17 protein-coding genes, 3 rRNA genes and 1 riboswitch are annotated in these 25,579 nt (G+C 67.0%); of the genes, 16 read left to right on the forward strand and 4 right to left on the reverse strand.

What is annotated here, in order from left to right:
- Positions 1-128: 128 nt before the first annotated feature.
- Together OG329_RS36055 and OG329_RS36060 are read left to right on the forward strand one after the other, a co-directional pair.
- Positions 129-2,117: an acetoacetate--CoA ligase gene (locus OG329_RS36055; RefSeq protein ID WP_405800855.1), complete on the forward strand. Its 1,989-nt coding sequence runs from the start codon at positions 129-131 to the stop codon at positions 2,115-2,117.
- A gap of 64 nt (positions 2,118-2,181) precedes the next feature.
- Positions 2,182-3,141: a hypothetical protein gene (locus OG329_RS36060; RefSeq protein ID WP_405800856.1), complete on the forward strand. Its 960-nt coding sequence runs from the start codon at positions 2,182-2,184 to the stop codon at positions 3,139-3,141.
- Between the two features lie 76 nt (positions 3,142-3,217).
- Here OG329_RS36060 and ptsP read toward each other — a convergent pair whose 3' ends face one another.
- Both ptsP and OG329_RS36070 read right to left on the reverse strand, forming a co-directional pair.
- The gene (gene ptsP, locus OG329_RS36065; protein WP_405800857.1) at positions 3,218-4,888 is read right to left on the reverse strand and encodes a phosphoenolpyruvate--protein phosphotransferase; all 1,671 of its coding nucleotides are present in this window, start codon (positions 4,886-4,888) and stop codon (positions 3,218-3,220) included.
- Between the two features lie 103 nt (positions 4,889-4,991).
- Positions 4,992-5,441, reverse strand: coding sequence for a PTS glucose transporter subunit IIA (locus tag OG329_RS36070; protein ID WP_405800859.1), 450 nt, complete (start codon positions 5,439-5,441; stop codon positions 4,992-4,994).
- A gap of 568 nt (positions 5,442-6,009) precedes the next feature.
- Between OG329_RS36070 and OG329_RS36075 the strand changes: the two genes are divergently transcribed.
- The 13 genes from OG329_RS36075 (at position 6,010) to OG329_RS36135 (ending at position 21,165) form a co-directional block, all read left to right on the forward strand.
- A 16S ribosomal RNA gene (locus tag OG329_RS36075) occupies positions 6,010-7,533 on the forward strand.
- 317 nt (positions 7,534-7,850) lie between these two features.
- Positions 7,851-10,975: ribosomal RNA gene (locus OG329_RS36080) — 23S ribosomal RNA — on the forward strand.
- Positions 10,976-11,055: 80 nt separating this feature from the next.
- Positions 11,056-11,172: ribosomal RNA gene (gene rrf / locus OG329_RS36085) — 5S ribosomal RNA — on the forward strand.
- The 16S, 23S and 5S rRNA genes sit together here, the layout of an rRNA operon.
- Before the next feature lie 143 nt (positions 11,173-11,315).
- The gene (gene pgsA, locus OG329_RS36090; RefSeq protein WP_405800861.1) at positions 11,316-11,924 is read left to right on the forward strand and encodes a CDP-diacylglycerol--glycerol-3-phosphate 3-phosphatidyltransferase; all 609 of its coding nucleotides are present in this window, start codon (positions 11,316-11,318) and stop codon (positions 11,922-11,924) included.
- Positions 11,925-12,038: 114 nt separating this feature from the next.
- Positions 12,039-14,534 (forward strand): sugar phosphate nucleotidyltransferase, encoded by a 2,496-nt coding sequence (locus tag OG329_RS36095; RefSeq protein ID WP_405620317.1) that lies wholly within the window; start codon positions 12,039-12,041, stop codon positions 14,532-14,534.
- A 97-nt stretch (positions 14,535-14,631) separates the two neighbouring features.
- A complete protein-coding gene (locus tag OG329_RS36100) occupies positions 14,632-15,561 on the forward strand; it encodes a DUF881 domain-containing protein (protein ID WP_405800863.1) in 930 nt (309 codons plus the stop codon).
- Positions 15,558-15,890 carry a small basic family protein gene (locus tag OG329_RS36105; protein WP_023543062.1) on the forward strand — a complete coding sequence of 111 codons (333 nt, stop codon included), beginning with the start codon at positions 15,558-15,560 and terminating at the stop codon, positions 15,888-15,890. Before OG329_RS36100 ends, OG329_RS36105 begins: the two co-directional genes overlap by 4 nt.
- Before the next feature lie 5 nt (positions 15,891-15,895).
- Positions 15,896-16,681, forward strand: coding sequence for a DUF881 domain-containing protein (locus OG329_RS36110; protein WP_405800865.1), 786 nt, complete (start codon positions 15,896-15,898; stop codon positions 16,679-16,681).
- 85 nt (positions 16,682-16,766) lie between these two features.
- The gene (locus tag OG329_RS36115) at positions 16,767-17,678 is read left to right on the forward strand and encodes an FHA domain-containing protein (protein ID WP_405802199.1); all 912 of its coding nucleotides are present in this window, start codon (positions 16,767-16,769) and stop codon (positions 17,676-17,678) included.
- Positions 17,679-17,695: 17 nt separating this feature from the next.
- Entirely contained in the window at positions 17,696-18,448 is a 753-nt protein-coding gene (locus OG329_RS36120) for a MerR family transcriptional regulator (RefSeq protein ID WP_405800866.1), read from the forward strand.
- A 53-nt stretch (positions 18,449-18,501) separates the two neighbouring features.
- The gene (locus OG329_RS36125; protein WP_031232239.1) at positions 18,502-18,975 is read left to right on the forward strand and encodes a bifunctional nuclease family protein; all 474 of its coding nucleotides are present in this window, start codon (positions 18,502-18,504) and stop codon (positions 18,973-18,975) included.
- 185 nt (positions 18,976-19,160) lie between these two features.
- On the forward strand, positions 19,161-19,727 hold the full coding sequence (locus tag OG329_RS36130) for a MerR family transcriptional regulator (protein WP_405800868.1): 567 nt from the start codon (positions 19,161-19,163) through the stop codon (positions 19,725-19,727).
- A gap of 73 nt (positions 19,728-19,800) precedes the next feature.
- Positions 19,801-21,165 (forward strand): DNA polymerase IV, encoded by a 1,365-nt coding sequence (locus OG329_RS36135; RefSeq protein ID WP_405800870.1) that lies wholly within the window; start codon positions 19,801-19,803, stop codon positions 21,163-21,165.
- Positions 21,166-21,304: 139 nt separating this feature from the next.
- Here OG329_RS36135 and OG329_RS36140 read toward each other — a convergent pair whose 3' ends face one another.
- Positions 21,305-21,709 (reverse strand): PRC-barrel domain-containing protein, encoded by a 405-nt coding sequence (locus OG329_RS36140; RefSeq protein ID WP_405800872.1) that lies wholly within the window; start codon positions 21,707-21,709, stop codon positions 21,305-21,307.
- Positions 21,710-21,821: 112 nt separating this feature from the next.
- Positions 21,822-21,919: riboswitch (glycine riboswitch) on the forward strand.
- Between the two features lie 182 nt (positions 21,920-22,101).
- Between OG329_RS36140 and gcvP the strand changes: the two genes are divergently transcribed.
- Positions 22,102-24,987, forward strand: a complete 2,886-nt coding sequence (gcvP, locus tag OG329_RS36145; RefSeq protein ID WP_405800873.1) for an aminomethyl-transferring glycine dehydrogenase — start codon at positions 22,102-22,104, stop codon at positions 24,985-24,987.
- A 165-nt stretch (positions 24,988-25,152) separates the two neighbouring features.
- Here gcvP and OG329_RS36150 read toward each other — a convergent pair whose 3' ends face one another.
- Complete coding sequence (locus OG329_RS36150) at positions 25,153-25,359, reverse strand: DUF5999 family protein (protein WP_405802200.1); 207 nt, start codon at positions 25,357-25,359, stop codon at positions 25,153-25,155.
- Positions 25,360-25,579: the final 220 nt, after the last annotated feature.

The following is a 25,579-nucleotide window of genomic DNA, read 5'->3' on the forward strand; positions in this document are numbered from 1 at the left end:
GCATGTCTGGTGCGAAAGACGATCACATGGCATCGTCCGTGAGAGCCGGGGCGCACCTCCACACCTGTGCCACACCAGTGCGCGCGCCCCACGCACACCACGCGTCGAGCAAGCCCGGGAGCCCCCGAATGACCTCAGCAGCCAGCCCAGCGCCCCTGTGGCAGCCGGACGCCGACCGGATCGCGGCGGCGCACGTGACCAGGTTCCAGGCGTGGGCGGCCGAACGGTACGGCGCCCCCGCCGAAGGCGGCTACGCTGCGCTGCACCGCTGGTCGGTCACGGAGCTCGACACGTTCTGGACGGCGGTCGCCGACTGGTTCGACGTACGGTTCTCCACCCCGTACGAACGCGTGCTCGGCTCGCGCGCCATGCCCGGCGCCGAGTGGTTCCCCGGCGCCACCCTCAACTACGCCGAGCACGCCCTGCGCACCGCCGAGGACCCGGCGCGCGCCGACGAACCCGCGCTCCTGTCCGTGGACGAGACACACGGACCGACGCCCCTCAGTTGGGCGGAGCTGCGCAGCCAGGTCGGCTCACTCGCCGCCGAACTGCGCGCCGTCGGCGTACGGCCCGGCGACCGCGTCAGCGGCTATCTGCCCAACGTCCCGCAGGCCGTCGTCGCCTTCCTCGCCAGCGCCGCCGTCGGTGCCGTCTGGACCTCCTGCGCCCCCGACTTCGGCGCCCGCAGCGTCCTGGACCGCTTCCAGCAGGTCGAGCCCGTCGTCCTGTTCGCCGTCGACGGCTACCGCTACGGCGGCAAGGAACACGACCGCACGGCGACCGTCGCCGAACTCCGCGCCGAACTGCCCACCCTGCGCGCCGTCATCCATGTGCCACTCCTCGGCACCCCGGCCCCCGAAGGCGCCCTCGACTGGTCCGCCCTCACCTCCGCCGACACCGAACCGGTCTTCGAACAGGTCCCGTTCGCCCACCCCCTGTGGGTCCTGTACTCCTCCGGCACCACCGGTCTGCCCAAGGCCATCGTCCAGTCGCAGGGCGGCATCCTCCTCGAACACTTCAAGCAGATCGGTCTCCACTGCGACCTCGGCCCCGGCGACCGCTTCTTCTGGTACACCTCCACCGGCTGGATGATGTGGAACTTCCTCGTCTCCGGCCTGCTCACGGGGACGACGATCGTCCTGTACGACGGCAGCCCCGGCTACCCCGACACCGGAGCCCAGTGGGGCATCGCCGAACAGACCGGAGCCACCCTCTTCGGCACCTCGGCCGCGTACGTGATGGCCTGCCGCAAGGCGTACGTACACCCCGCCCGCGACCACGACCTGTCCAAGATCGCCTGCGTCGCCACCACCGGATCGCCCCTGCCCCCCGACGGCTTCCGCTGGCTCCACGACGAGGTCGCCGACGACCTGTGGATCGCCTCCGTCAGCGGCGGCACCGACGTGTGCACCTGCTTCGCCGGAGCCGTCCCCACCCTCCCCGTCCACATCGGCGAACTCCAGGCCGCCTGCCTCGGCACCGACCTCCAGGCATGGGACCCGCAGGGTGAACCCGTCATCGACGAGGTCGGCGAACTCGTCATCACCAACCCCATGCCGTCGATGCCCGTCAGGTTCTGGAACGACCCGGACGGCAGCCGCTACCACGACAGTTACTTCGACATGTACCCCGGCGTCTGGCGCCACGGAGACTGGATCACCCTCACCGACCGCGGCTCGGTCGTCATCCACGGCCGGTCGGACTCGACCCTCAACCGCCAAGGCGTACGGATGGGCTCGGCCGACATCTACGAAGCCGTGGAACGCCTCCCCGAGATCCGCGAATCCCTGGTCATCGGCCTCGAGGAACCGGACGGCGGCTACTGGATGCCGCTGTTCGTCCATCTCGCCGAAGGCGCCGTACTCGACGACACCCTGCGCGCCCGGATCAAGACGACCATCCGCCAGGAACTCTCGCCGCGCCACGTCCCGGACACGATCATCGAGGTCCCGGCCGTTCCCCACACACTCACCGGCAAGCGGATCGAGGTCCCGGTGAAGCGCCTGCTCCAGGGCACGGAGCTGACCAAGGCCGTCAATCCCGGATCCGTCGACAATCTCGAACTGCTCCACTTCTACGAGTCCTTGGCCCAGGAGCGGCGCGCTCACCGCTCCTGACCGCCGTTGTCAGACCCCCCGATTACTCTGAGTGAGCAGAGATCGACAGTGCTCAGGGGGAGTCATGACACACATCAACCGTAGGAAGACCAACCGTACGCACGACAGGACTGCCCGACGGACCGGCCCGGTGGGTACGTCGCGGCGCGCGCGGAGCGAACGGCGCGCGCTGCGCCGCGAAGTGCCCTGCACCGTCGGCCTGCTCGCCGACGAGCAGGATTTCGCCGCCATGCGCCGCTACCGCACCTTCACCTTCGACGACCACCAGCGCTATCTGCGGCAGATCGACGGACTGCTCCGCTCCCTCGCCACCGAGGGAGCGCACACATCCGTCGCGCTGTTCGACCCGGAGGAGTTCGCCGAGTACTGCGCGCAGACCGCGCTCGACCCGGACGCCGAGGCCAGCCGGGGCCGGTTCACCGCACGCATCGCGGCGACGGGCGGCGCCGTCGTGCCGTACACCGGACAGCCCCTCGGGCAACTCGTCCCGCAGCTCATCGACACCGCCGTCCGCAAGGCCACTTGGGAGTACGCGACGATGGTCCTCGCCGACCTCGGGGAGTGCGCCGACTGCGGAGTGGACATCGGCCGCGCCTCGTTCGACCGCGCCTCAAGGCTCCTGACCCATCTGATCGAGCGGGCCGGACCGGGCACGCATCACCTCGTGTGCAGCGTCCCGACACCGGACGAACAACTCCTCGCGGCCCTCCATGTGGAACGGCCCGACACCGGGCCCGCCCGGCTCGACGCGACCGAGAGCGCGGAGTTCGTCACCGTCCTCGCCGCGGGCATCGCGCTCGACGGATCCGGAGGAGTCGTTCTCCGCACGACCGGACCCGGCGCCCCGGACCGGCTCCACGGTTGGCGGCTGAGGAACAGCACCCTCACACCGCTCAGCGAGGGCGAGGTCTTCAGCGCGTACTGCACCGACGCCGACACGGGCGAACCACTCTCCCCAGAATCGGGGGTGGAGTATCGCGCGGGGTTCGACCTCGGCATCGAGGACATGGACATCCACCGCTGAACGCGAGGAGCTTCCCGCCGCGCCGCGACGGGAAGCTCCTACGGAAGGGGACCGGTCGAGCCACCGGCCCCAGAGGTCACTCGCCGGACAGCACCGCCTGAGCGGCCGACCTCGCCCCCTCGGCGGTGTCCGCCGCGCGCGCGGCGGACGCGGCACGCTCGCACTGCGCGAGGGAGTACTTGGCCAACGTCGCCCGTACGTAAGGGATCGACGCGGCGCCCATCGACAGCGACGTCACACCCAGCCCGGTGAGCACACACGCCAGCAGCGGATCGGAGGCCGCCTCACCACACACACCGCAGCTCTTGCCCTCGTGGCCGGCCGCGTCGGCAGCCATCGCCACCAGATCGAGCAGCGCGGGCTGCCAGGGGTCCTGCCAACGCGACACCGCGCCCACCTGCCGGTCGGCGGCGAAGGTGTACTGCGCGAGATCGTTGGTCCCCAGCGAAAGGAACTCGACCTCCTGAAGAACCGAGCGCGCCCGCAGAGCGGCCGACGGAATCTCCACCATCGCCCCGAACTTGGCGTTGAGCCCCGCCTCGCGGCACGCGTCGGCGAACGCCTTGGCATCGGTGCGGTCGGCCACCATCGGCGCCATGACCTCCAGATACACCGGCAGACCTTCGGCGGCCTTGGACAGCGCGGTGAGCTGCGTCCGCAGCACATCCGGGTGCTCAAGCAGACTCCGCAGCCCACGCACACCCAACGCCGGATTCGGCTCGTCGGCCGGCGTCAGGAAATCGAGCGGTTTGTCGGCGCCCGCGTCCAACACCCGTACGACCACCCGGCCTTCGGGGAACGCCTCGAGCACCTGCCGGTACACCTCGACCTGCTTCTCCTCCGACGGCGCCTGCTTGCTGTCGTCGAGGAACAGGAACTCGGTACGGAACAGCCCCACACCCTCGGCGCCCGCCTCGACGGCCGCCGGCACATCGGCGGGACCGCCGACGTTCGCCAGCAGCGGCACCTTGTGCCCGTCGGAGGTAGCACCCGGCCCGGAGGAGGCGGCCAGCGCGGCCCGCCGCGCCGCGGCCGACTCCTCCAGCTCCGCCCGCCTCGCAGCGCTCGGCTCGACGAAGACCTCACCGGTGCTGCCGTCGACCGCGACCATCGTGCCCTCGGCCAGCTCACCGGCACCGGGCAGCGCCACCACGGCGGGCACACCCAACTGGCGCGCGAGAATCGCGCTGTGACTGGTCGGCCCGCCCTCCTCGGTCACGAATCCGAGCACGAGTGTCGGATCCAGCAGCGCCGTGTCGGCGGGAGCCAGATCACGGGCGATCAGTACGTACGGCTCGTCGCTGTCCGGCACACCGGGCATCGGCACCCCGAGCAGCCGCGCCACGATCCGGTTCCGCACGTCGTCCAGGTCGGCGACCCGTCCCGCCAGATACTCCCCGGCGTTCGCGAGCAGGGCCCGGTACGACGCGAAAGCGTCGTACACGCCCCGTTCCGCCGTACTCCCGACGGCGATACGCCGCTCCACGTCGGACATGAGCTCCGGGTCCTGAGCCATCATGGCCTGCGCCTCGAGCACCCCCTGCGCATCGCCGCCGGCCAGATTGCCCCGAGCGATCAGGTCCGCGGCCACGGCCTCGACGGCCTGGCGGGCCCGCCCCTGTTCGCGCCCGGCCTCCTCGGTCGGGATCTGCTTGGCCGGCGGCTCCAGAACCGCCGTTCCCATGTGCCGAACCTCGCCGATAGCCACGCCGTGGCTGACGCCGACGCCTCGCAGCGTTGTCTGCATCGCACCCGTCTCCGGTTGTGCGGCGACCGACCGGATCGCCGCGGTTGATGAACTGGACCGCCGGTCATGACGGCCGACGGCCGTGCCGACTATGTCGCGGAGGTCACTGCCAGCCGAAGAGCGCGTCGCCGGCCTTCACTTCGCCGTCCCGCACGACATCGGACAGCGCATCGGCGCCCGCGTCCAGCGCCACCACCGGGCACACCGGGGACTTCCCGGCGGCCTCGACGTCGGCGGGGTTCCACCGCACGACGGCCTGACCGCGCGTCACGGTGTCCCCCTTACCGACGAGCAGGTCAAACCCCGCGCCGTTGAGCTGGACGGTGTCGATGCCCAGATGTGTCAGCACGCCGTGACCCTCGGAGTCGAGGACGACGAAAGCGTGCGGATGCAGGGAGACGACGGTGCCGTCGATGGGCGAGACGGCCTCGGACGGCTCACGCACGGGGTCGATCGCGGTACCGGGCCCGACCATCGCACCGGAGAACACCGGGTCCGGCACAGCCGCGAGTCCGATGACGCGTCCAGCAAGTGGGGACGTCACGCTGGTCATAGGGAGCCTCCCAGGGGGCGGAGATTCGTCTGCCGCCGTCACTACCTGTCATGGACGACGTACCGTTCAGAAGCGTAAGTCATATGAAGTGACGGTTCCGCCCGAGAGCTGCCAGTCGGTGGCCCCGCGAGGCCCTGAAAACGATTTGCCTGCCCGCCGGGGCGGCATGTACTGTCGTACCCCTGCCTGACCCTTACGCGACTTCGAGTCGTCGGTCGGCAGCACCCATCAAGTCAGAAACTCTCTCGGATTACGGCTTTCGCATGCCTGCGGAAGGTAGTGGTCAGGGAAGGCGAAAAGGCCTGATACTGTTTGAAACGTAAGACCGAAGGGAAAGCCCGGAGGGCCCGGAGACGGGGTCGAAGGAAGCGTCCGTTCCTTGAGAACTCAACAGCGTGCCAAAAGTCAACGCCAGATATGTTGATACCCCGACCTCGTCCACATTCTGTGGATTGGGTTGAGGTTCCTTTGATAGAAACACAGCGAGGACGCTGTGAACGGCCGGTCTTATTCCGACTGGTTGTTCCGCTCTCGTGGTGTCCACCTGACCCTTGGGGTCGGGAATACATTCACGGAGAGTTTGATCCTGGCTCAGGACGAACGCTGGCGGCGTGCTTAACACATGCAAGTCGAACGATGAAGCCTTCGGGTGGATTAGTGGCGAACGGGTGAGTAACACGTGGGCAATCTGCCCTGCACTCTGGGACAAGCCCTGGAAACGGGGTCTAATACCGGATAATACTGTGCCCCTCATGGGGGATGGTTGAAAGCTCCGGCGGTGCAGGATGAGCCCGCGGCCTATCAGCTTGTTGGTGGGGTAATGGCCTACCAAGGCGACGACGGGTAGCCGGCCTGAGAGGGCGACCGGCCACACTGGGACTGAGACACGGCCCAGACTCCTACGGGAGGCAGCAGTGGGGAATATTGCACAATGGGCGAAAGCCTGATGCAGCGACGCCGCGTGAGGGATGACGGCCTTCGGGTTGTAAACCTCTTTCAGCAGGGAAGAAGCGAAAGTGACGGTACCTGCAGAAGAAGCGCCGGCTAACTACGTGCCAGCAGCCGCGGTAATACGTAGGGCGCAAGCGTTGTCCGGAATTATTGGGCGTAAAGAGCTCGTAGGCGGTCTGTCACGTCGGGTGTGAAAGCCCGGGGCTTAACCCCGGGTCTGCATTCGATACGGGCAGACTAGAGTGTGGTAGGGGAGATCGGAATTCCTGGTGTAGCGGTGAAATGCGCAGATATCAGGAGGAACACCGGTGGCGAAGGCGGATCTCTGGGCCATTACTGACGCTGAGGAGCGAAAGCGTGGGGAGCGAACAGGATTAGATACCCTGGTAGTCCACGCCGTAAACGTTGGGAACTAGGTGTTGGCGACATTCCACGTCGTCGGTGCCGCAGCTAACGCATTAAGTTCCCCGCCTGGGGAGTACGGCCGCAAGGCTAAAACTCAAAGGAATTGACGGGGGCCCGCACAAGCAGCGGAGCATGTGGCTTAATTCGACGCAACGCGAAGAACCTTACCAAGGCTTGACATATACCGGAAAGCATCAGAGATGGTGCCCCCCTTGTGGTCGGTGTACAGGTGGTGCATGGCTGTCGTCAGCTCGTGTCGTGAGATGTTGGGTTAAGTCCCGCAACGAGCGCAACCCTTGTTCTGTGTTGCCAGCATGCCTTTCGGGGTGATGGGGACTCACAGGAGACCGCCGGGGTCAACTCGGAGGAAGGTGGGGACGACGTCAAGTCATCATGCCCCTTATGTCTTGGGCTGCACACGTGCTACAATGGCCGGTACAATGAGCTGCGATACCGCAAGGTGGAGCGAATCTCAAAAAGCCGGTCTCAGTTCGGATTGGGGTCTGCAACTCGACCCCATGAAGTCGGAGTTGCTAGTAATCGCAGATCAGCATTGCTGCGGTGAATACGTTCCCGGGCCTTGTACACACCGCCCGTCACGTCACGAAAGTCGGTAACACCCGAAGCCGGTGGCCCAACCCCTTATGGGAGGGAGCTGTCGAAGGTGGGACTGGCGATTGGGACGAAGTCGTAACAAGGTAGCCGTACCGGAAGGTGCGGCTGGATCACCTCCTTTCTAAGGAGCACTTCTCACCAGATTCTTTCGGGGGTTTGGTCAGAGGCCAGTACACCGGCGACTGTCCGGTGCTGGTTGCTCATGGGTGGAACGTTGACTATTCGGCACAGTTTTTCAGGGTTTTCCAAGTACTGCTTCGGCGTGGAACGGGAATGCTGGGGGGCTGGGCCGGGCGCGCTGTTGGGTGTCTGAAGGTACGGGCGGCGTGAGCTGTTTGTGTCTTCGGGATGCCGGCCCCGGTGAACTCGTCTGTTGTGGGCGGGGTGGCGGGTGGTTGGTCGTTGTTTGAGAACTGCACAGTGGACGCGAGCATCTGTGGCCAAGTTTTTAAGGGCGCACGGTGGATGCCTTGGCACCAGGAACCGATGAAGGACGTGGGAGGCCACGATAGTCCCCGGGGAGCCGTCAACCAGGCTTTGATCCGGGGGTTTCCGAATGGGGAAACCCGGCAGTCGTCATGGGCTGTCACCCGTACCTGAACACATAGGGTATGTGGAGGGAACGAGGGGAAGTGAAACATCTCAGTACCCTCAGGAAGAGAAAACAACCGTGATTCCGGGAGTAGTGGCGAGCGAAACCGGATGAGGCCAAACCGTATGTGTGTGAGACCCGGCAGGGGTTGCGCATACGGGGTTGTGGGATCTCTCTTTCACAGTCTGCCGGCTGTGAGGCGAGTCAGAAACCGTTGATGTAGGCGAAGGACATGCGAAAGGTCCGGCGTAGAGGGTAAGACCCCCGTAGCTGAAACATTAACGGCTCGTTTGAGAGACACCCAAGTAGCACGGGGCCCGAGAAATCCCGTGTGAATCTGGCGGGACCACCCGCTAAGCCTAAATATTCCCTGGTGACCGATAGCGGATAGTACCGTGAGGGAATGGTGAAAAGTACCGCGGGAGCGGAGTGAAATAGTACCTGAAACCGTGTGCCTACAAGCCGTGGGAGCGTCGCTGGCAGCACTTGTGCTGTCAGTCGTGACTGCGTGCCTTTTGAAGAATGAGCCTGCGAGTTTGCGGTGTGTTGCGAGGTTAACCCGTGTGGGGAAGCCGTAGCGAAAGCGAGTCCGAACAGGGCGGTATAGTAGCGCGCTCAAGACCCGAAGCGGAGTGATCTAGCCATGGGCAGGTTGAAGCGGCTGTAAGAGGTCGTGGAGGACCGAACCCACCAGGGTTGAAAACCTGGGGGATGACCTGTGGTTAGGGGTGAAAGGCCAATCAAACTCCGTGATAGCTGGTTCTCCCCGAAATGCATTTAGGTGCAGCGTCGTGTGTTTCTTGCCGGAGGTAGAGCACTGGATAGGCGATGGGCCCTACCGGGTTACTGACCTTAGCCAAACTCCGAATGCCGGTAAGTGAGAGCGCGGCAGTGAGACTGTGGGGGATAAGCTCCATGGTCGAGAGGGAAACAGCCCAGAGCATCGACTAAGGCCCCTAAGCGTACGCTAAGTGGGAAAGGATGTGGAGTCGCAGAGACAACCAGGAGGTTGGCTTAGAAGCAGCCACCCTTGAAAGAGTGCGTAATAGCTCACTGGTCAAGTGATTCCGCGCCGACAATGTAGCGGGGCTCAAGCGTACCGCCGAAGTCGTGTCATTCGTACATATAGCCTCAACGGGCGTGCGGATGGGTAGGGGAGCGTCGTGTGCCGGGTGAAGCAGCCGCGGAAGCGAGTTGTGGACGGTTCACGAGTGAGAATGCAGGCATGAGTAGCGATACACACGTGGGAAACGTGTGCGCCGATTGACTAAGGGTTCCTGGGTCAAGCTGATCTGCCCAGGGTAAGTCGGGACCTAAGGCGAGGCCGACAGGCGTAGTCGATGGACAACCGGTTGATATTCCGGTACCCGCTTTGAAACGCCCAGTACTGAATCAGGCGATGCTAAGACCGTGAAGCCGCCCTGAGCTCTTCGGAGTGTAGGGGAGTGGTGGAGCCGTCGGACCAGACTTGTAGTAGGTAAGCGATGGGGTGACGCAGGAAGGTAGTCCAGCCCGGGCGGTGGTTGTCCCGGGGTAAGGGTGTAGCCCGAGAGATAGGCAAATCCGTCTCTCATGCAGGGTGAGACCTGATGCCGAGCCGATTGTGGTGAAGTGGATGATCCTATGCTGTCGAGAAAAGCCTCTAGCGAGTTTCATGGCGGCCCGTACCCTAAACCGACTCAGGTGGTCAGGTAGAGAATACCGAGGCGTTCGGGTGAACTATGGTTAAGGAACTCGGCAAAATGCCCCCGTAACTTCGGGAGAAGGGGGGCCATTTCCGGTGATCACTCTTGCAGTGTGAGCTGGGGGTGGCCGCAGAGACCAGCGAGAAGCGACTGTTTACTAAAAACACAGGTCCGTGCGAAGCCGTAAGGCGATGTATACGGACTGACGCCTGCCCGGTGCTGGAACGTTAAGGGGACCGGTTAGTCACATTTCGGTGTGGCGAAGCTGAGAACTTAAGCGCCAGTAAACGGCGGTGGTAACTATAACCATCCTAAGGTAGCGAAATTCCTTGTCGGGTAAGTTCCGACCTGCACGAATGGCGTAACGACTTCTCGACTGTCTCAACCATAGGCCCGGTGAAATTGCACTACGAGTAAAGATGCTCGTTTCGCGCAGCAGGACGGAAAGACCCCGGGACCTTTACTACAGTTTGATATTGGTGTTCGGTTCGGCTTGTGTAGGATAGGTGGGAGACTTTGAGATCGGGACGCCAGTTCCGGTGGAGTCGCCGTTGAAATACCACTCTGGTCGTGCTGGATGTCTAACCTGGGTCCGTGATCCGGATCAGGGACAGTGTCTGATGGGTAGTTTAACTGGGGCGGTTGCCTCCTAAAGAGTAACGGAGGCGCCCAAAGGTTCCCTCAGCCTGGTTGGTAATCAGGTGTTGAGTGTAAGTGCACAAGGGAGCTTGACTGTGAGACCGACGGGTCGAGCAGGGACGAAAGTCGGGACTAGTGATCCGGCGGTGGCTTGTGGAAGCGCCGTCGCTCAACGGATAAAAGGTACCCCGGGGATAACAGGCTGATCTTCCCCAAGAGTCCATATCGACGGGATGGTTTGGCACCTCGATGTCGGCTCGTCGCATCCTGGGGCTGGAGTCGGTCCCAAGGGTTGGGCTGTTCGCCCATTAAAGCGGTACGCGAGCTGGGTTTAGAACGTCGTGAGACAGTTCGGTCCCTATCCGCTGCGCGCGCAGGAGTCTTGAGAAGGGCTGTCCCTAGTACGAGAGGACCGGGACGGACGAACCTCTGGTGTGCCAGTTGTCCTGCCAAGGGCATGGCTGGTTGGCTACGTTCGGGAGGGATAACCGCTGAAAGCATCTAAGCGGGAAGCCTGCTTCGAGATGAGGACTCCCACCCACTTGATGGGGTAAGGCTCCCAGTAGACGACTGGGTTGATAGGCCGGATATGGAAGCACCGTGAGGTGTGGAGTTGACCGGTACTAATAGGCCGAGGGCTTGTCCTCAGTTGCTCGCGTCCACTGTGTTAGTTCTGAGACAACGAACGACTGTGTGTTTTTCCGGTTGGTTCAGTGTTTCATTGTGTTTCGGTGGTCATTGCGTTAGGGAAACGCCCGGTTACATTCCGAACCCGGAAGCTAAGCCTTTCAGCGCCGATGGTACTGCAGGGGGGACCCTGTGGGAGAGTAGGACGCCGCCGAACAATCTTTAGCCTCAGCCCCCGAACTCTGTGTTCGGGGGCTGAGGCATTTCTGCGTTGTGCCAAACCCCACGGCGTCCGCCCCTGGGCGGTCCGGGTAGGGTCAGGGGGCATCGTCGGTACATACCCGCACAGGAGGCCCCCGGGTGGAGGTTCAGGAGACCCGCGTCCAGACGGATCGGGTGTTCACCATCCCCAACATCCTGAGCATGGCTCGCCTCCTGGGCGTGCCGCTGTTCCTGTGGCTCATCCTCCGTCCGGAGTTCGGCGGGCCCAACAGTGACGGGTGGGCATTGCTCGTCCTGATGCTCAGCGGAGTGACCGACTATCTCGACGGCTACCTCGCCCGCCGCTGGAACCAGATCAGCAACCTCGGGCGCCTCCTGGACCCCGCCGCGGACCGGCTCTACATCCTTTCCACCCTGGTCGGCCTGACCTGGCGGGAGATCTTGCCCCTGTGGCTCACCGCGGCGCTTCTGGCCCGCGAGCTGATGCTGCTGGTGATGGTGGGAATCCTCCGCAGGCACGGCTATCCGCCTCCCCAGGTGAACTTCCTGGGAAAGGCGGCTACCTTCAACTTGATGTATGCCTTCCCGTTGCTGCTACTCAGCGACGGGAGCGGATGGCTTGCATCACTCGCCGAAGTTTTCGGATGGGCGTTCGCTGGATGGGGTACAACTCTCTATTGGTGGGCAGGGATCCTCTACGTGGTCCAGGTCCGCCGGCTCGTCAGAGCGGACAGAGTGGCCGATTGAGCTCGTCGATGTGGTGCCGTGCAGAGTCGCCGGCCCGCACCTGATGCCTGCCATACGGCCTGTCCAGATGGGTGACGTCGGCGAGACCGTCTCTTCAAGGAGGACGCTTCCGACATGAAGGCCGTCGTGATGGCTGGCGGCGAAGGCACACGTCTTCGCCCCATGACCTCGAGCATGCCCAAGCCGCTGCTGCCGGTGGCAAATCGGCCAATCATGGAGCATGTGCTGCGTTTGCTCAAGCGGCACGGACTCAGTGAGACCGTCGTCACCGTTCAGTTCCTCGCCTCTCTCGTGAAGAATTACTTCGGTGACGGCGAGGAGCTTGGAATGGAGCTCACCTATGCCAATGAGGAGAAGCCGCTCGGCACTGCGGGGAGTGTGAAGAACGCCGAAGAGGCCCTCAAGGACGACGCTTTTCTCGTCATTTCCGGTGACGCACTCACCGACTTCGACCTCACGGACCTCATCGCCTTCCACAAGGAGAAGGGCGCGCTGGTCACGGTGTGTCTGACTCGGGTGCCGAATCCACTGGAATTCGGCATCACGATCGTGGACGAGGAGGGGAAGGTCGAGCGCTTCCTGGAGAAGCCCACCTGGGGCCAGGTGTTCTCGGACACGGTGAACACGGGCATCTATGTGATGGAGCCCGAGGTCTTCGACTATGTCGAGGCCGACACCTCGGTGGACTGGTCGGGCGATGTCTTCCCCCAGCTCATGAAGGAGGGCAAGCCCATCTACGGCTATATCGCCGAGGGTTACTGGGAGGACGTCGGGACGCACGAGAGCTATGTGAAGGCCCAGGCGGATGTCCTGGAGGGGAAGGTCGACGTCGACCTCGACGGGTTCGAGATCTCCCCCGGAGTGTGGGTCGCCGAAGGTGCCGAGGTCCATCCGGACGCCGTCCTTCGCGGTCCGCTCTACATCGGTGACTACGCCAAGGTCGAGGCGGACGCCGAGATTCGCGAGCACACCGTCATCGGGTCCAACGTGGTCGTCAAGACCGGGGCCTTTCTCCATCGGGCCGTCGTGCACGACAACGTGTACATCGGGCAGCACAGCAATCTGCGGGGCTGTGTGATCGGCAAGAACACCGACATCATGCGCGCCGCCCGCATCGAGGACGGCGCCGTCATCGGTGACGAGTGCCTTGTCGGCGAGGAATCGATCATCCAGGGCAATGTCCGGGTGTATCCGTTCAAGACCATCGAGGCCGGCGCGTTCGTCAACACCTCGGTGATCTGGGAGTCCCGGGGGCAGGCGCATCTCTTCGGAGCGCGTGGGGTCTCCGGGATCCTCAACGTCGAGATCACGCCCGAGCTGGCCGTGCGGCTGGCCGGCGCGTACGCGACGACGCTCAAGAAGGGCTCCACGGTCACCACGGCGCGCGACCACTCACGTGGTGCGCGCGCGCTCAAGCGGGCCGTGATCTCCGCGCTCCAGGCCAGCGCCATCGACGTACGCGATCTGGAGAACGTGCCTTTGCCGGTCGCCCGGCAGCAGACAGGGCGCGGCAGCGCCGGCGGCATCATGATCCGGACGACGCCCGGTGTGCCCGACTCCGTCGACATCATGTTCTTCGACGAACGGGGCGCCGACCTCTCGCAGGGCGGGCAGCGCAAGCTGGACCGGGTGTACGCCAGGCAGGAGTACCGCAGGGCCTTCCCGGGCGAGATCGGGGACCTGCACTTCCCGGCGAGCGTCTTCGACTCGTACACCGGATCGCTGCTCAGGAATGTCGATACGACGGGGATCGCCGAGGCCGGGCTGAAAGTCGTCGTCGACGCGTCCAACGGCAGTGCCGGGCTTGTTCTGCCCAGTCTGCTCGGGCGGCTCGGTGTCGACGCGCTGACCATCAACCCCGGCCTGGACGAGGCGCGGCCCACCGAGACCGTCGAGTCGCGCCGGTCCGGTCTGGTCAGGCTGGGCGAGATCGTGGCGTCGGCGCGGGCGTCGTTCGGGGTGCGGTTCGACCCCGTGGGTGAGCGGCTGTCGCTCGTGGACGAGCGCGGACGCATCATCGAGGATGATCGTGCCCTGCTGGTGCTGCTCGACCTCGTCGCCGCAGAGCGGCGCAGCGGGCGGGTGGCGCTGCCCGTGACGACCACCAGGATCGCCGAGCAGGTGGCCGCGTACCACGGGACCCAGGTCGAGTGGACGACCACGTCGCCCGACGATCTGACACGGGTCGGCCGCGAGGATTCCACGATCTTCGGCGGCGACGGTCGCGGCGCGTTCATCGTTCCCGAGTTCAGCAGTCTCCTCGACGGCACGGCGGCCTTCGTACGGCTGCTGGGTCTGGTCGCCCGTACGCAGCTCACGCTCAGCCAGATCGACGCCCGCATTCCCCGCGCCCATGTGCTGCGCAGGGATCTGGCGACCCCCTGGGCCGTCAAGGGCCTGGTCATGCGGCGGGTCGTGGAGGCGGCCGGTGAGCGGGACGTCGACACGACCGACGGCGTCCGGGTCGTGGAGGCCGACGGGCGGTGGGTGATGGTGCTGCCCGCGCCCGCCGAGGCCGTCACCCATCTGTGGGCCGAAGGCCCGGACGACGCCTCCGCCCAGGCGCTGTTGGACGAGTGGTCGGCGGTCGTGGACAGCGCAGGTCAGTGACGTGAGTACGGTGTGCCGGAGGCGGGTGGCCGACGCTCTCCGGCACACCGATGGGGCCATTCGGCGGTAGCGCCCGCGCCGTGCGACGATGTGCGGCATGCCGCAGCACCCCCCCGTTCGGAGCACACCGTCGCCACCCCGGCGTCCCGACGCGTCCATGTCGCTGCTGAACAATGTGATGGACCACAGCCTGGACGAGGGTTACGCGGAGGCGGCGGCCCGCAGGGACGCGGAGGACGGCGGGATGCCCCGTACGCTCCGGGCGAAGCTGGGCCTGGCGGCGGGGCTCGTACTGGCCGCGCTGGTCGTCACCGTGGGCGCGGCCGAGGCGCGTGTCGACGCTCCGGTCCTCGCCAAGGAACGCGAGGAGCTGATCGACCGGATCGACGCCGAGACGTCCGCGGCGGACACCCTCGAACGCGACGTGGACAAGCTCCGCGACGAGGTGAGCGCCCAGCAGCGCGAGGCGCTGCGGGACCACGGCGGTGAGCAGGGCGAACTGGTGGCCCTCCTGTCGGGTGCCACGGAGGTCGAGGGGCCGGGCGTGAAGCTCGTCGTGGACGATGCCAAGACCGCCGACGAGAGCGCCGGCGGCCCCCGTGAGAGCACCAACTTCTCGGACAACGGGCGGGTCAGGGACCGGGACATGCAGCAGATCGTCAACGGTCTGTGGGAGTCGGGGGCCGAGGCGGTGTCCATCAACGGCCAGCGTCTGACGGCCCTTTCGGCGATCAGAGCCGCCGGTGAGGCCATACTGGTCGACAACAAGCCGCTGGTGCCGCCGTACACGGTGCTGGCCGTGGGGGACGGGAAAAACCTGAGCACCGCGTTCCAGGACAGCGCCGACGGGCAGTATCTGCACTCGTTGCAGGAGAACTTCGGTGTCCGCACCAGCATTTCCGACCAGGAGACGGTGCGCCTTCCTGCCGCGCCGAGCCTGATCGTACGTACAGCAGAGCCGAAGGCCGCCGACCCGGGGAAGGGCGACGCAGCGGCCACGGCAGACACAGGGAAGGGCACATCGTGATCGCGGTACTTGGCCTCGTCGTGGGAGTCGTGGTCGGACTGTTGGTTCGACCCGAAGTGCCGGCGGTGGTCGAGCCCTATCTGCCGATCGCCGTCGTCGCCGCGCTCGACGCGGTCTTCGGGGGACTGCGGGCCATGCTCGACGGGATCTTCGTCGACAAGGTGTTCGTGGTGTCGTTCCTGTCGAACGTGGTGGTGGCCGCGCTCATCGTCTTCCTCGGTGACAAGCTCGGTGTCGGCGCCCAGTTGTCCACCGGAGTGGTCGTGGTGTTCGGTATCCGGATCTTCTCCAACGCTGCCGCGATCCGCCGGCACGTCTTCCGGGCGTGAGGCCGATGAACAGCGAACAGCCCCCACAGACTCCGCAGAGCCCGCAGACTCCGCAGAGTCCCGAGCCGGCGCGGATGACGGGCCGTCAGCGGCTCGCCGCCGGACTGTGGCCGCCGCGGGTCACCCGGGCCCAACTCATCGTCGCCGTCCTGCTGTTCGTGCTGGGCCTCGGTCTCGCCATCCAGGTCCGCTCGACCAACGACGACAGCGCGCTGCGCGGCGCGCGCCAGGAGGACCTGGTACGGATCCTGGACGAGCTGGACGGCCGCACCCAGCGGCTGGAGGACGAGAAGCAGAGTCTGGACGACCAGCAGACGGAGCTGGAGACCAGTTCCGACCAGGCCGAGGAGGCGCGTAAGCAGACACGGGAGAAGGAACAGCAGCTCGGCATCCTGGCCGGTACGGTCGCCGCTCAAGGGCCCGGCATCACGCTGACCGTCCACGACGACGGCGGCTCCGTCGACTCCGACATGCTGCTCGACGCGATCCAGGAGCTGCGCGCGGCCGGCGCCGAGGCGATCCAGGTGAACGGGGTCCGGGTGGTCGCCGCGACGTACTTCTCAGGCAGCGGCGGCGACATCGAGGTGGACGGGAAGCGGATCAACGCCCCGTACCGTTTCAAGGTGATCGGCAAACCGCAGGATCTGGAGCCGGCGCTCAACATCCCCGGAGGTGTGGTGCAGACACTGGAGAAGGAGCAGGCCACGGCCACGGTGGCGGCCGCTGACGAGATCGTCGTCGACGCCTTGCGACCGGCGAAGCGCCCTGACTACGCTCGGTCGTCGTCATAGTGGGGCGGGGGCGCATGCGGACCGGGGGACCAGGGCAGAAGGTTCCGGGGGGTCGGCGCACATTCCGCGTCGTGCGTGGTGGAAACTGTCTGATGGATACGGACGTTGTGAAGATGTCCGAGTCGGCAGGTGTGTTCATTCAGGGTTCGTCCTGCCCCACGGGCGGGTCTGTTCAGGTCAAGGGGAATCGCCCGTGAAGTTGTTTGGAAAGTTGTTCGGCAGGCGTGCACGCGAGGACGGCGGCAACGCCCGGCATCGCGCTCCGCGCCACGGCCAGGAGGAGCAGGGCGGCGAGCGTCCGCTCTTCCGTGATGAGGTCGGCGGCCCCGGTGGGGACAATCCGGGCGGTCACGGCGCGTCGTCTGTTGACCCCGCCAGTTCTGGCGGCATAGGTTTCGGTGGACCATCAACCTCAAGTACGGGTGGAGGGTTTCCCCCCGGTCAGGAGGGTCCGCCCATGGCGGCCTTGCCGGTTTGTACGAGGTGCGGGCACCGCAACGCCCAGGACAGTCGGTTCTGCTCCAACTGTGGCGCGCCGCTGAGGGCCGGAACGCCCGCGGAGCGTCCTTCGGAGACGACCTCGACCATCTCCATCTCAGGGCTTGAGGCGTACGAGGCGGAAGCGACCGGTCAGACGGCCGTTCCCTCGCTCTCGCCGGAGGCGCAGGCCGCGGTGGACGCGCTTCCCCTCGGTTCCGCGCTGCTCGTCGTGCGCCGCGGCCCCAACTCGGGCAGCCGCTTCCTGCTGGACGGCGACCTGACGACGGCCGGAAGGCACCCGCAGAGCGACATCTTCCTCGACGACGTCACCGTGTCGCGGCGGCATGTCGAGTTCCGCAGGAGCCCCGAGGGTCACTTCACGGTCTCCGACGTCGGCAGTCTCAACGGCACGTACGTCAACCGGGAGCGGATCGACGCCGTGGCCGTGTCGAACGGCGACGAGGTCCAGATCGGCAAGTACCGGCTGGTCTTCTACGCGAGCCAGCGGGGCGTGTGACCCTTCAGGGAAGGTCCATGCTGCGACCACCGACGGGCGGTGCCGGCCACGGCACCGCCCCCACGGGTGAACCACTGGTCAGTATCGGCATGGTGCTGAACCAGCTCAGGGACGAGTTCCCCGAGGTCACCATCTCCAAGATCCGGTTTCTGGAGGCCGAGGGTCTTGTCGAGCCCCGGCGCACTCCGTCGGGGTACCGCAAGTTCAGCGCCGAGGACATCGAGCGCCTCGCCCAGGTCCTGCGCATGCAGCGCGACCACTATCTGCCCCTCAAGGTCATCAGGGAGCACCTCGACGCCGTGGCGCGCGGGGAACGGCTCCCACTGCCCGCGCAGACCTCCCAGGGCGCCCAGCGCGATCTGCTCGGCTCCACGTGGGGCGCGGAGCCCGAGCCGCCCACCGCCCCGAAGATCGGCCGCGCGGAGCTGCTGGCGGCCACCGAGGCGGCCGAGAGCGAGCTGGACGAGTGGGAGGCGTACGGCCTCATCGCCCCGATGGCGGACGGCGGCTACGACTCCGAGACCGTGACCGTGGCGAAACTTGTCGCGGAACTCGGAAGATTCGGTCTGGAGCCACGTCATCTACGAGCGGTGAAAGCCGCCGCCGACCGCGAGGTGGGACTGGTCGAGCAGGTCGTCGCGCCCCTGCGCCGGCACCGCAATCCGCAGACCAGGGCACATGCCGAGGCCGCGACGAGGGAGCTCGCCGCGCTCTCGGTCCGGCTGCACGCGGCACTGGTCCAGACGGCTCTCGGTGTCCGGCTTACCTGATCTTGGGGGAGTCCGACTACCCAAACCGACCGGGCACGTCCTAGGGTTGCTGTGTGAACGAGCTCGACGTCGTGGGTGTCCGGGTGGAAATGCCCTCCAACCAACCGATCGTGCTCCTGCGTGAAGTGGGAGGCGACCGGTACCTTCCCATCTGGATCGGGCCTGGGGAAGCTACCGCTATTGCCTTCGCCCAACAGGGCATGGCACCGGCCCGACCACTGACTCATGACCTCTTCAAGGATGTCCTTGAAGCGGTGGGCCAGGAACTTACGCAGGTGCGCATCACCGACCTGCGCGAAGGAGTCTTCTACGCGGAGCTGGTCTTCGCGAGTGGTGTCGAGGTCAGTGCCAGGCCGTCCGACGCCATAGCGCTGGCACTGCGCACCGGCACGCCCATCTACGGCAGCGACGGGGTGCTGGACGATGCGGGCATCGCCATCCCCGACGAGCAGGAGGACGAGGTGGAGAAGTTCCGCGAATTCCTCGACCAGATCTCTCCGGAGGATTTCGGGACCAACAGCCAGTGAGCGGTGAACGGTCGAAGACCGTCATACCGGACTCTGTCAGCGCATTCGATCAGCCTTTCCCGGCGACGGGACACGCGAAACCACTCTCAGGGTGATTATCACTCGGCGTGCCTAGCGTGGCGATCGTTGACGCACCCGGAGGGACTGCCTACCGTCGACGGGGCAGGTCAAGGACGGAGGTCGGTGTGAGAAGCAGCGGCGACGGTACGGCGAACGGCCCGTACCCGCTTCACGGCAGTACGTCCGACCCCACGACCGACACGGTCGGCTACCGGGGGCCGACCGCGTGCGCGGCGGCGGGCATCACGTACCGCCAGTTGGACTACTGGGCGCGCACCGGGCTGGTCGAGCCGAGTGTGCGCCCCGCGAAGGGATCGGGCTCCCAGCGGCTCTACAGCTTCCGGGACGTCGTCTTCCTCAAGATCGTGAAGCGCTTCCTGGACACCGGAGTCGCCCTCCAGAACATCCGGGCGGCCGTCCAGCATCTGCGCGGGCGGGGGGTACGCGACCTGGAGCGCATGACGCTCATGAGCGACGGCGCGACGGTGTACGAGTGCTCGTCGCCGGACGAGGTCGTCGATCTCCTCCAGGGCGGTCAGGGCATCTTCGGCATCGCCGTCGGGGTGGTGTGGCGGGACGTGGAAGCGGCGCTGTCGCAACTGCACGGGGAGCGCGTCGACACCGGCGAGACTCTGATCGGCCACAATCCCGCCGACGAACTCGCCCGCAGACGCCGTGACCGGGCCGTCTGAGCACCTGGTCCGAGCACGCGGTCCGGGCACCTGGTCCGGCCGATTGTCAGTGGTGTAGGGGAGCATCGGTGGGGTGAGACCCGCACCGACCATCCTGCACCTCGACATGGACGCCTTCTTCGCCGCGGCGGAGCAGGCGGCCAAGCCGAGCCTGCGCGGAAAGCCGGTCGTCGTCGGGGGTCTCGGTCCGCGCGGGGTGGTCTCGACGGCCTCGTACGAGGCGAGGCGGTTCGGGATCCACTCGGCCATGCCGATGGCGCAGGCGCGACGGCTCGCGCCGAACGCGGCGTATCTGGTGCCGCGTTTCACGCTCTACCGCACGGTCAGCGAGCAGGTGATGGAGCTGCTGGGGCAACTGTCACCGCTGGTGGAGCCGCTGAGTCTGGACGAGGCGTTCGTCGATCTGGAGGCCGGTGGCTCGGCATTCGACTCGGCGTCGGCGCGGGCCACGGGCGAGGGGCTGCGGCGTGACATCAGGGCGGTGACCGGGCTGACCGGCTCGGTGGGTCTCGCCGGGTCCAAGATGCTCGCGAAGATCGCCTCCGAGCAGGCCAAACCCGACGGTCTGGTGCTCATGGAGCCGGGCACGGAGCGCGAGCTGCTGGGGCCGATGGGCGTACGGACGCTGCCCGGCGTGGGGCCGGCCACCGGCGAGCATCTGCGCCGGGCCGGGATGACCACCGTCGCCGATCTGGCGGAGGCCGGCGAGGACGAGCTGGTACGGCTCGTCGGGAAGGCGCACGGCGCGTCGCTGTACCGGATGGCGTCGGGGCACGACGACCGGCCGGTGGTGGCCGAGCGGGAGACCAAGTCCGTCTCCGTCGAGGACACCTTCGACGTGGACCTGCACGACCGTGTGCGGGTCAGGACGGAGGTGGACCGGCTGGCGGAGCGGTGTGTGCGGCGGCTCAGGGAGTCCGGGCACTCGGGCCGGACCATCGTGCTCAAGGTGCGCCGGTACGACTTCTCGACCCTCACCCGCTCCGAGACGCTTCGCGGGCCCACGGACGACCCGGGCGTGGTGCGTGAGGCCGCGGGGCGGCTGCTGGAGTCCCTGGACACCACCGGAGGGGTGCGGCTGCTGGGGGTGGGCGTGACGGGGCTGACCGACTACACGCAGGAGGATCTGTTCGCGCAGGCGGCGGCCGACGCGGATGCGGGGGGTGCGGGAGTCGTTCATGAGCCGGACGAGCCCGAGGCGCCGCTGCCGCAGGCCGACGCGGAGCCGGTCGCGGAGCGGCACTGGCCCGCCGGGCACGACGTGCGTCATGCCGAGTTCGGCGCGGGGTGGGTGCAGGGAAGTGGCGTGGGGCGGGTCACCGTACGGTTCGAGGAGCCCACGTCGGTGGTGCCGGGGCGGGTGCGGACCTTCCGTACGGACGATCCTGACCTGGCGCTTTCGGAGCCGCTGCCCTTGGTCGCGCCGCGGTCCTTGTGAGGGGCCGGGTCGGGATCGCCGGGCCCGTCCGGCGGCCGGTTCGTCCTCAAGCGCCGGGCGGGCTTGGGTGGTCCGCTCGGCGGCGTGGTGTCCTCAAGCGCCGGGCGGGCTTCAAGGGTCCGTCTGGCGGGGTGTTCTTCTAGTCGCCGGACGGGCTCGGGTTGTCATGGCCCGCCACATGGCCGAAGTCGCGGTCGGGTCGGCGGGGCGGGGTTTCCGGGGCCGCCGGTTCCGGGAGATCCAACTGGTAGTGGTGGTAGAGCTGGACCTCCTGGTCGGGGGAGAGATGGCGGCCGACACCGAAGTCGGGGGCGCCCTTGATCAGGGCGCGTTCGTACGGGACGTGCAGGGTCTCGTTGCGGTAGGTGCTGGGCGCCAGGGGCACGAACGCGTCCCGGCTGAACAGCCCCGTCCGTACCGCCGCCCACTCCGGTACGCCCGTCGCATCGTCCAGATACACTTCGTCGACGGTGCCGATCTTGTGCCCGTCGCGGTCGTACGCCTTGCGGCCGATCAGGCTCCGCGGATCGATGTCGGTCTGCACGGTCCCTCCAACTGGTCGCACCTGCTCCCTTACCCTACGAAAGGGCACATCCGGGGTATCGGCCACTCGAGCCCCATGGCGAGACCTCGCTGGTAGGCTGGCCAGTGGCTGTCGACCCCGTGCGGGAGAGCCGTCCGGTGAGACTGCCGGAGGCGCCGAAGGAGCAAATCCTCCCCGGAAACTCTCAGGCCCCCGTACCGCATGGACGAGGTCACTCTGGAAAGCAGAGCAGGTGTCGGACGGCATCGGCTCTCACCGACGGTGAAAGCCGGCCCGCCTCGCGGTGGACCGGTGAAACTCTCAGGTTGATGTGACAGAGGGGGAGGCCCCGTCCGGGCATGCGTGTATCGGTGCCCCTCGCAGGTCGCGCCAGACCAGGAGGACCTCCCCTTATGACAGCTCACCGCACGCCACTCTCCCAACTGGAGCGAGGCATCCCCTTCGAGCGGCGCCATGTCGGCCCCGACGCCGCCGCGCAGGCGAAGATGCTCGCGCAGGTCGGCTACGGCTCGCTCGACGAGCTGACCGCCGCCGCCGTGCCCGACGTGATCAAGAGCGCCGAGGCCCTGCGGCTGCCCGCCGCGCGCACCGAGGCCGAGGTGCTGGCCGAGCTGCGGTCCCTCGCCGACCGCAACAAGGTCCTCGCCCCGATGATCGGTCTCGGCTACTACGGCACGTTCACGCCGCCGGTGATCCTGCGCAACGTGATGGAGAATCCGGCCTGGTACACCGCGTACACGCCGTACCAGCCCGAGATCTCCCAGGGCCGCCTGGAGGCCCTGCTCAACTTCCAGACCGTCGTGGCCGATCTGACCGGTCTGCCGACGTCCGGAGCCTCCCTGCTGGACGAGGGCACGGCCGCCGCCGAGGCCATGGCGCTCGCCCGCCGCGTCGGCAAGGTGAAGGACGGCGTCTTCCTGGTCGACGCCGACGCGCTGCCGCAGACCGTCGCCGTGATCCGCACCCGGGCCGAACCGGCCGGTGTCGAAGTCGTCGTCGCCGACCTGGCCGACGGAATCCCCGCCGAGGTGGCCGAGCGCGGTGCCTTCGGCGTACTCGTCCAGTACCCGGGCGCCTCCGGTGCCGTACGGGACATCAAGCCCGTCATCGACCAGGCGCACGGACTCGGCGCCGTCGTCACCGTCGCCGCCGACCTGCTGGCCCTCACGCTGCTCACCTCACCCGGTGAGCTGGGCGCGGACATCGCCGTCGGCACCACCCAGCGGTTCGGCGTCCCCATGGGCTTCGGCGGACCGCACGCCGGATTCATGGCCGTACGTGAGAAGTTCGCCCGCAGCCTGCCCGGCCGGCTCGTCGGGGTCTCCGTGGACGCGGACGGCAACAAGGCGTACCGCCTGGCGTTGCAGACCCGCGAGCAGCACATCCGGCGCGAGAAGGCCACCAGCAACATCTGCACCGCTCAGGTGCTGCTCGCCGTGATGGCCGGAATGTACGCCGTCTACCACGGTCCCGACGGGCTGCGCGCGATCGCCGAGCGCACCCACCGCTTCGCCACCGTCCTCGCCGACGGTCTGCGCGCCGGTGGCGTCGAGATCGTCCACGACGCCTACTTCGACACGCTGACGGTACGGGTCCCGGGCCGGGCCGCCGACGTGGTGGCCGCCGCCCGCGAGGGCGGGGTCAACCTCCGCCAGGTCGACGCCGACCTCGTCTCGCTCGCCTGCGACGAGACCACCGGGCGCGCCCAACTCGCCGCCGTATGGACCGCCTTCGGCGTCAAGGGCGACATCGAGGCCCTGGACGCCGCGTCGCGCGACGCGCTGCCGGACTCCCTGCTGCGCTCCGACGACTACCTCAGCCACCCGGTGTTCCACCAGCACCGCTCCGAGACCGCGATGCTGCGCTATCTGCGCCGACTCGCCGACCGGGACTACGCGCTGGACCGCGGCATGATCCCCCTCGGCTCCTGCACCATGAAGCTCAACGCCACCACCGAGATGGAGCCGGTGACCTGGCCGGAGTTCGCCGCGCTGCACCCCTTCGCGCCGGCCGACCAGGCGCGCGGCTATCTCACGCTGATCCGCGAGCTGGAGGAGCGCCTGGCGGAGGTCACCGGCTACGACGCGGTGTCCCTCCAGCCCAACGCGGGCTCCCAGGGCGAACTGGCCGGGCTGCTGGCCGTACGGGCCTACCACCGCGCCAACGGCGACACCGGCCGCACCGTCTGTCTCATCCCGTCCTCCGCGCACGGGACGAACGCCGCCAGCGCCGTCATGGCCGGGATGAAGGTCGTCGTCGTGCAGACCCGCGAGGACGGCGACGTCGACGTCGAGGACCTGCGCGCCAAGATCGAGCGGTACGGCGACGAGTTGGCCGTCCTGATGGTCACCTACCCCTCCACGCACGGGGTGTTCGAGGAGCACATCACCGACATCTGCGCGGCCGTGCACGACGCCGGCGGTCAGGTGTACGTCGACGGCGCGAACCTCAACGCGCTGGTGGGGCTGGCGAAGCCGGGCCGGTTCGGCTCGGACGTGTCGCATCTGAATCTGCACAAGACCTTCTGCATCCCGCACGGCGGCGGCGGCCCCGGTGTCGGCCCGGTCGGCGTACGCGCCCACCTGGCGCCGTATCTGCCCAACCACCCGCTCCAGCCCGCCGCGGGACCCGCCACGGGCGTCGGACCGGTCTCGGCGGCCCCCTGGGGCTCGGCCGGGATACTGCCGATCTCCTGGGCCTACGTACGGCTGATGGGCGGCGAGGGCCTGAAGCGCGCCACCCAGGTCGCCGTACTGGCCGCCAACTACATCGCCAAGCGACTGGAGCCGCACTTCCCGGTCCTGTACGCGGGGCCGCACGGGCTCGTGGCCCACGAGTGCATCGTGGATCTGCGTCCGCTGTCGAAGGCGACCGGCGTCAGTGTCGACGACATCGCCAAGCGGCTCATCGACTACGGGTTCCACGCCCCGACCATGTCGTTCCCGGTGGCGGGCACGCTGATGATCGAGCCCACCGAGAGCGAGGATCTCGCCGAACTGGACCGGTTCTGCGAGACGATGATCGCGATCCGCGCCGAGATCGAGAAGGTCGCGTCGGGCCAGTGGCCGGCGGACGACAATCCGCTGCGCAACGCCCCGCACACGGCCGCCGCGCTGGGCGGGGAGTGGGAGCACGCGTACAGCCGTCAGGAGGCGGTCTTCCCGGCCGGGGTCTCGGCGGCCGACAAGTACTGGCCGCCGGTCCGCCGGATCGACGGGGCGTTCGGTGACCGCAATCTCGTGTGCTCGTGCCCGCCGCTGGACGAGTACGACAACTGACGCACGGCGTACGGCCGTCGGGCCGGGCGGACGCGGACAGGGCGCGGACGGACCGCGTACCGGGGCCGGTTCGAGACCGGTCCGGGCTGGGACGTACCTGCCGTACATGCGTCGGGGCCGGTGCGGAGTGAAGTCTCCGGGCCGGCCCCCTTCGTACGGACCGCGTCAGGCCGCCGTCATCACCTGTTCGGTGCCGGACGGCCGGTGCGGAGCGATGATCTGGCCGTCGGGCAGCAGCTCACCGGTGTCCTCGAAGAGCAGGACGCCGTTGCACAGCAGGCTCCAGCCCTGCTCCGGATGGTGAGCCGCGAGCCGGGCGGCCTCCCGGTCGGCTGAGTCGGCTGTCGGGCAGGCTGGCTGGTGCTGGCACATGGGTGGGTTCTCTCGCTGCGTCGTGGTGAGTGTCCTGCGGCTCGATGTGTTCATGGCCGCCCCCCGGTTTCTGTTGGTCCGTACCCCAGTGTTGCCCCACGGGCGTCGTTCCGCAGGGATTTCGCGGCAGCGCTCGTCTCTGCCTAAGGACGTGTCACCCACCCGGACGGTTCAGCCCAACTGGGGCGTCATTTCGGGTGGTTCGGGGTGACCCATCGGG

The sequence above is a fragment of the Streptomyces sp. NBC_01506 genome (genome assembly GCF_045040295.1).
GTDB lineage: Bacteria > Actinomycetota > Actinomycetes > Streptomycetales > Streptomycetaceae > Streptomyces.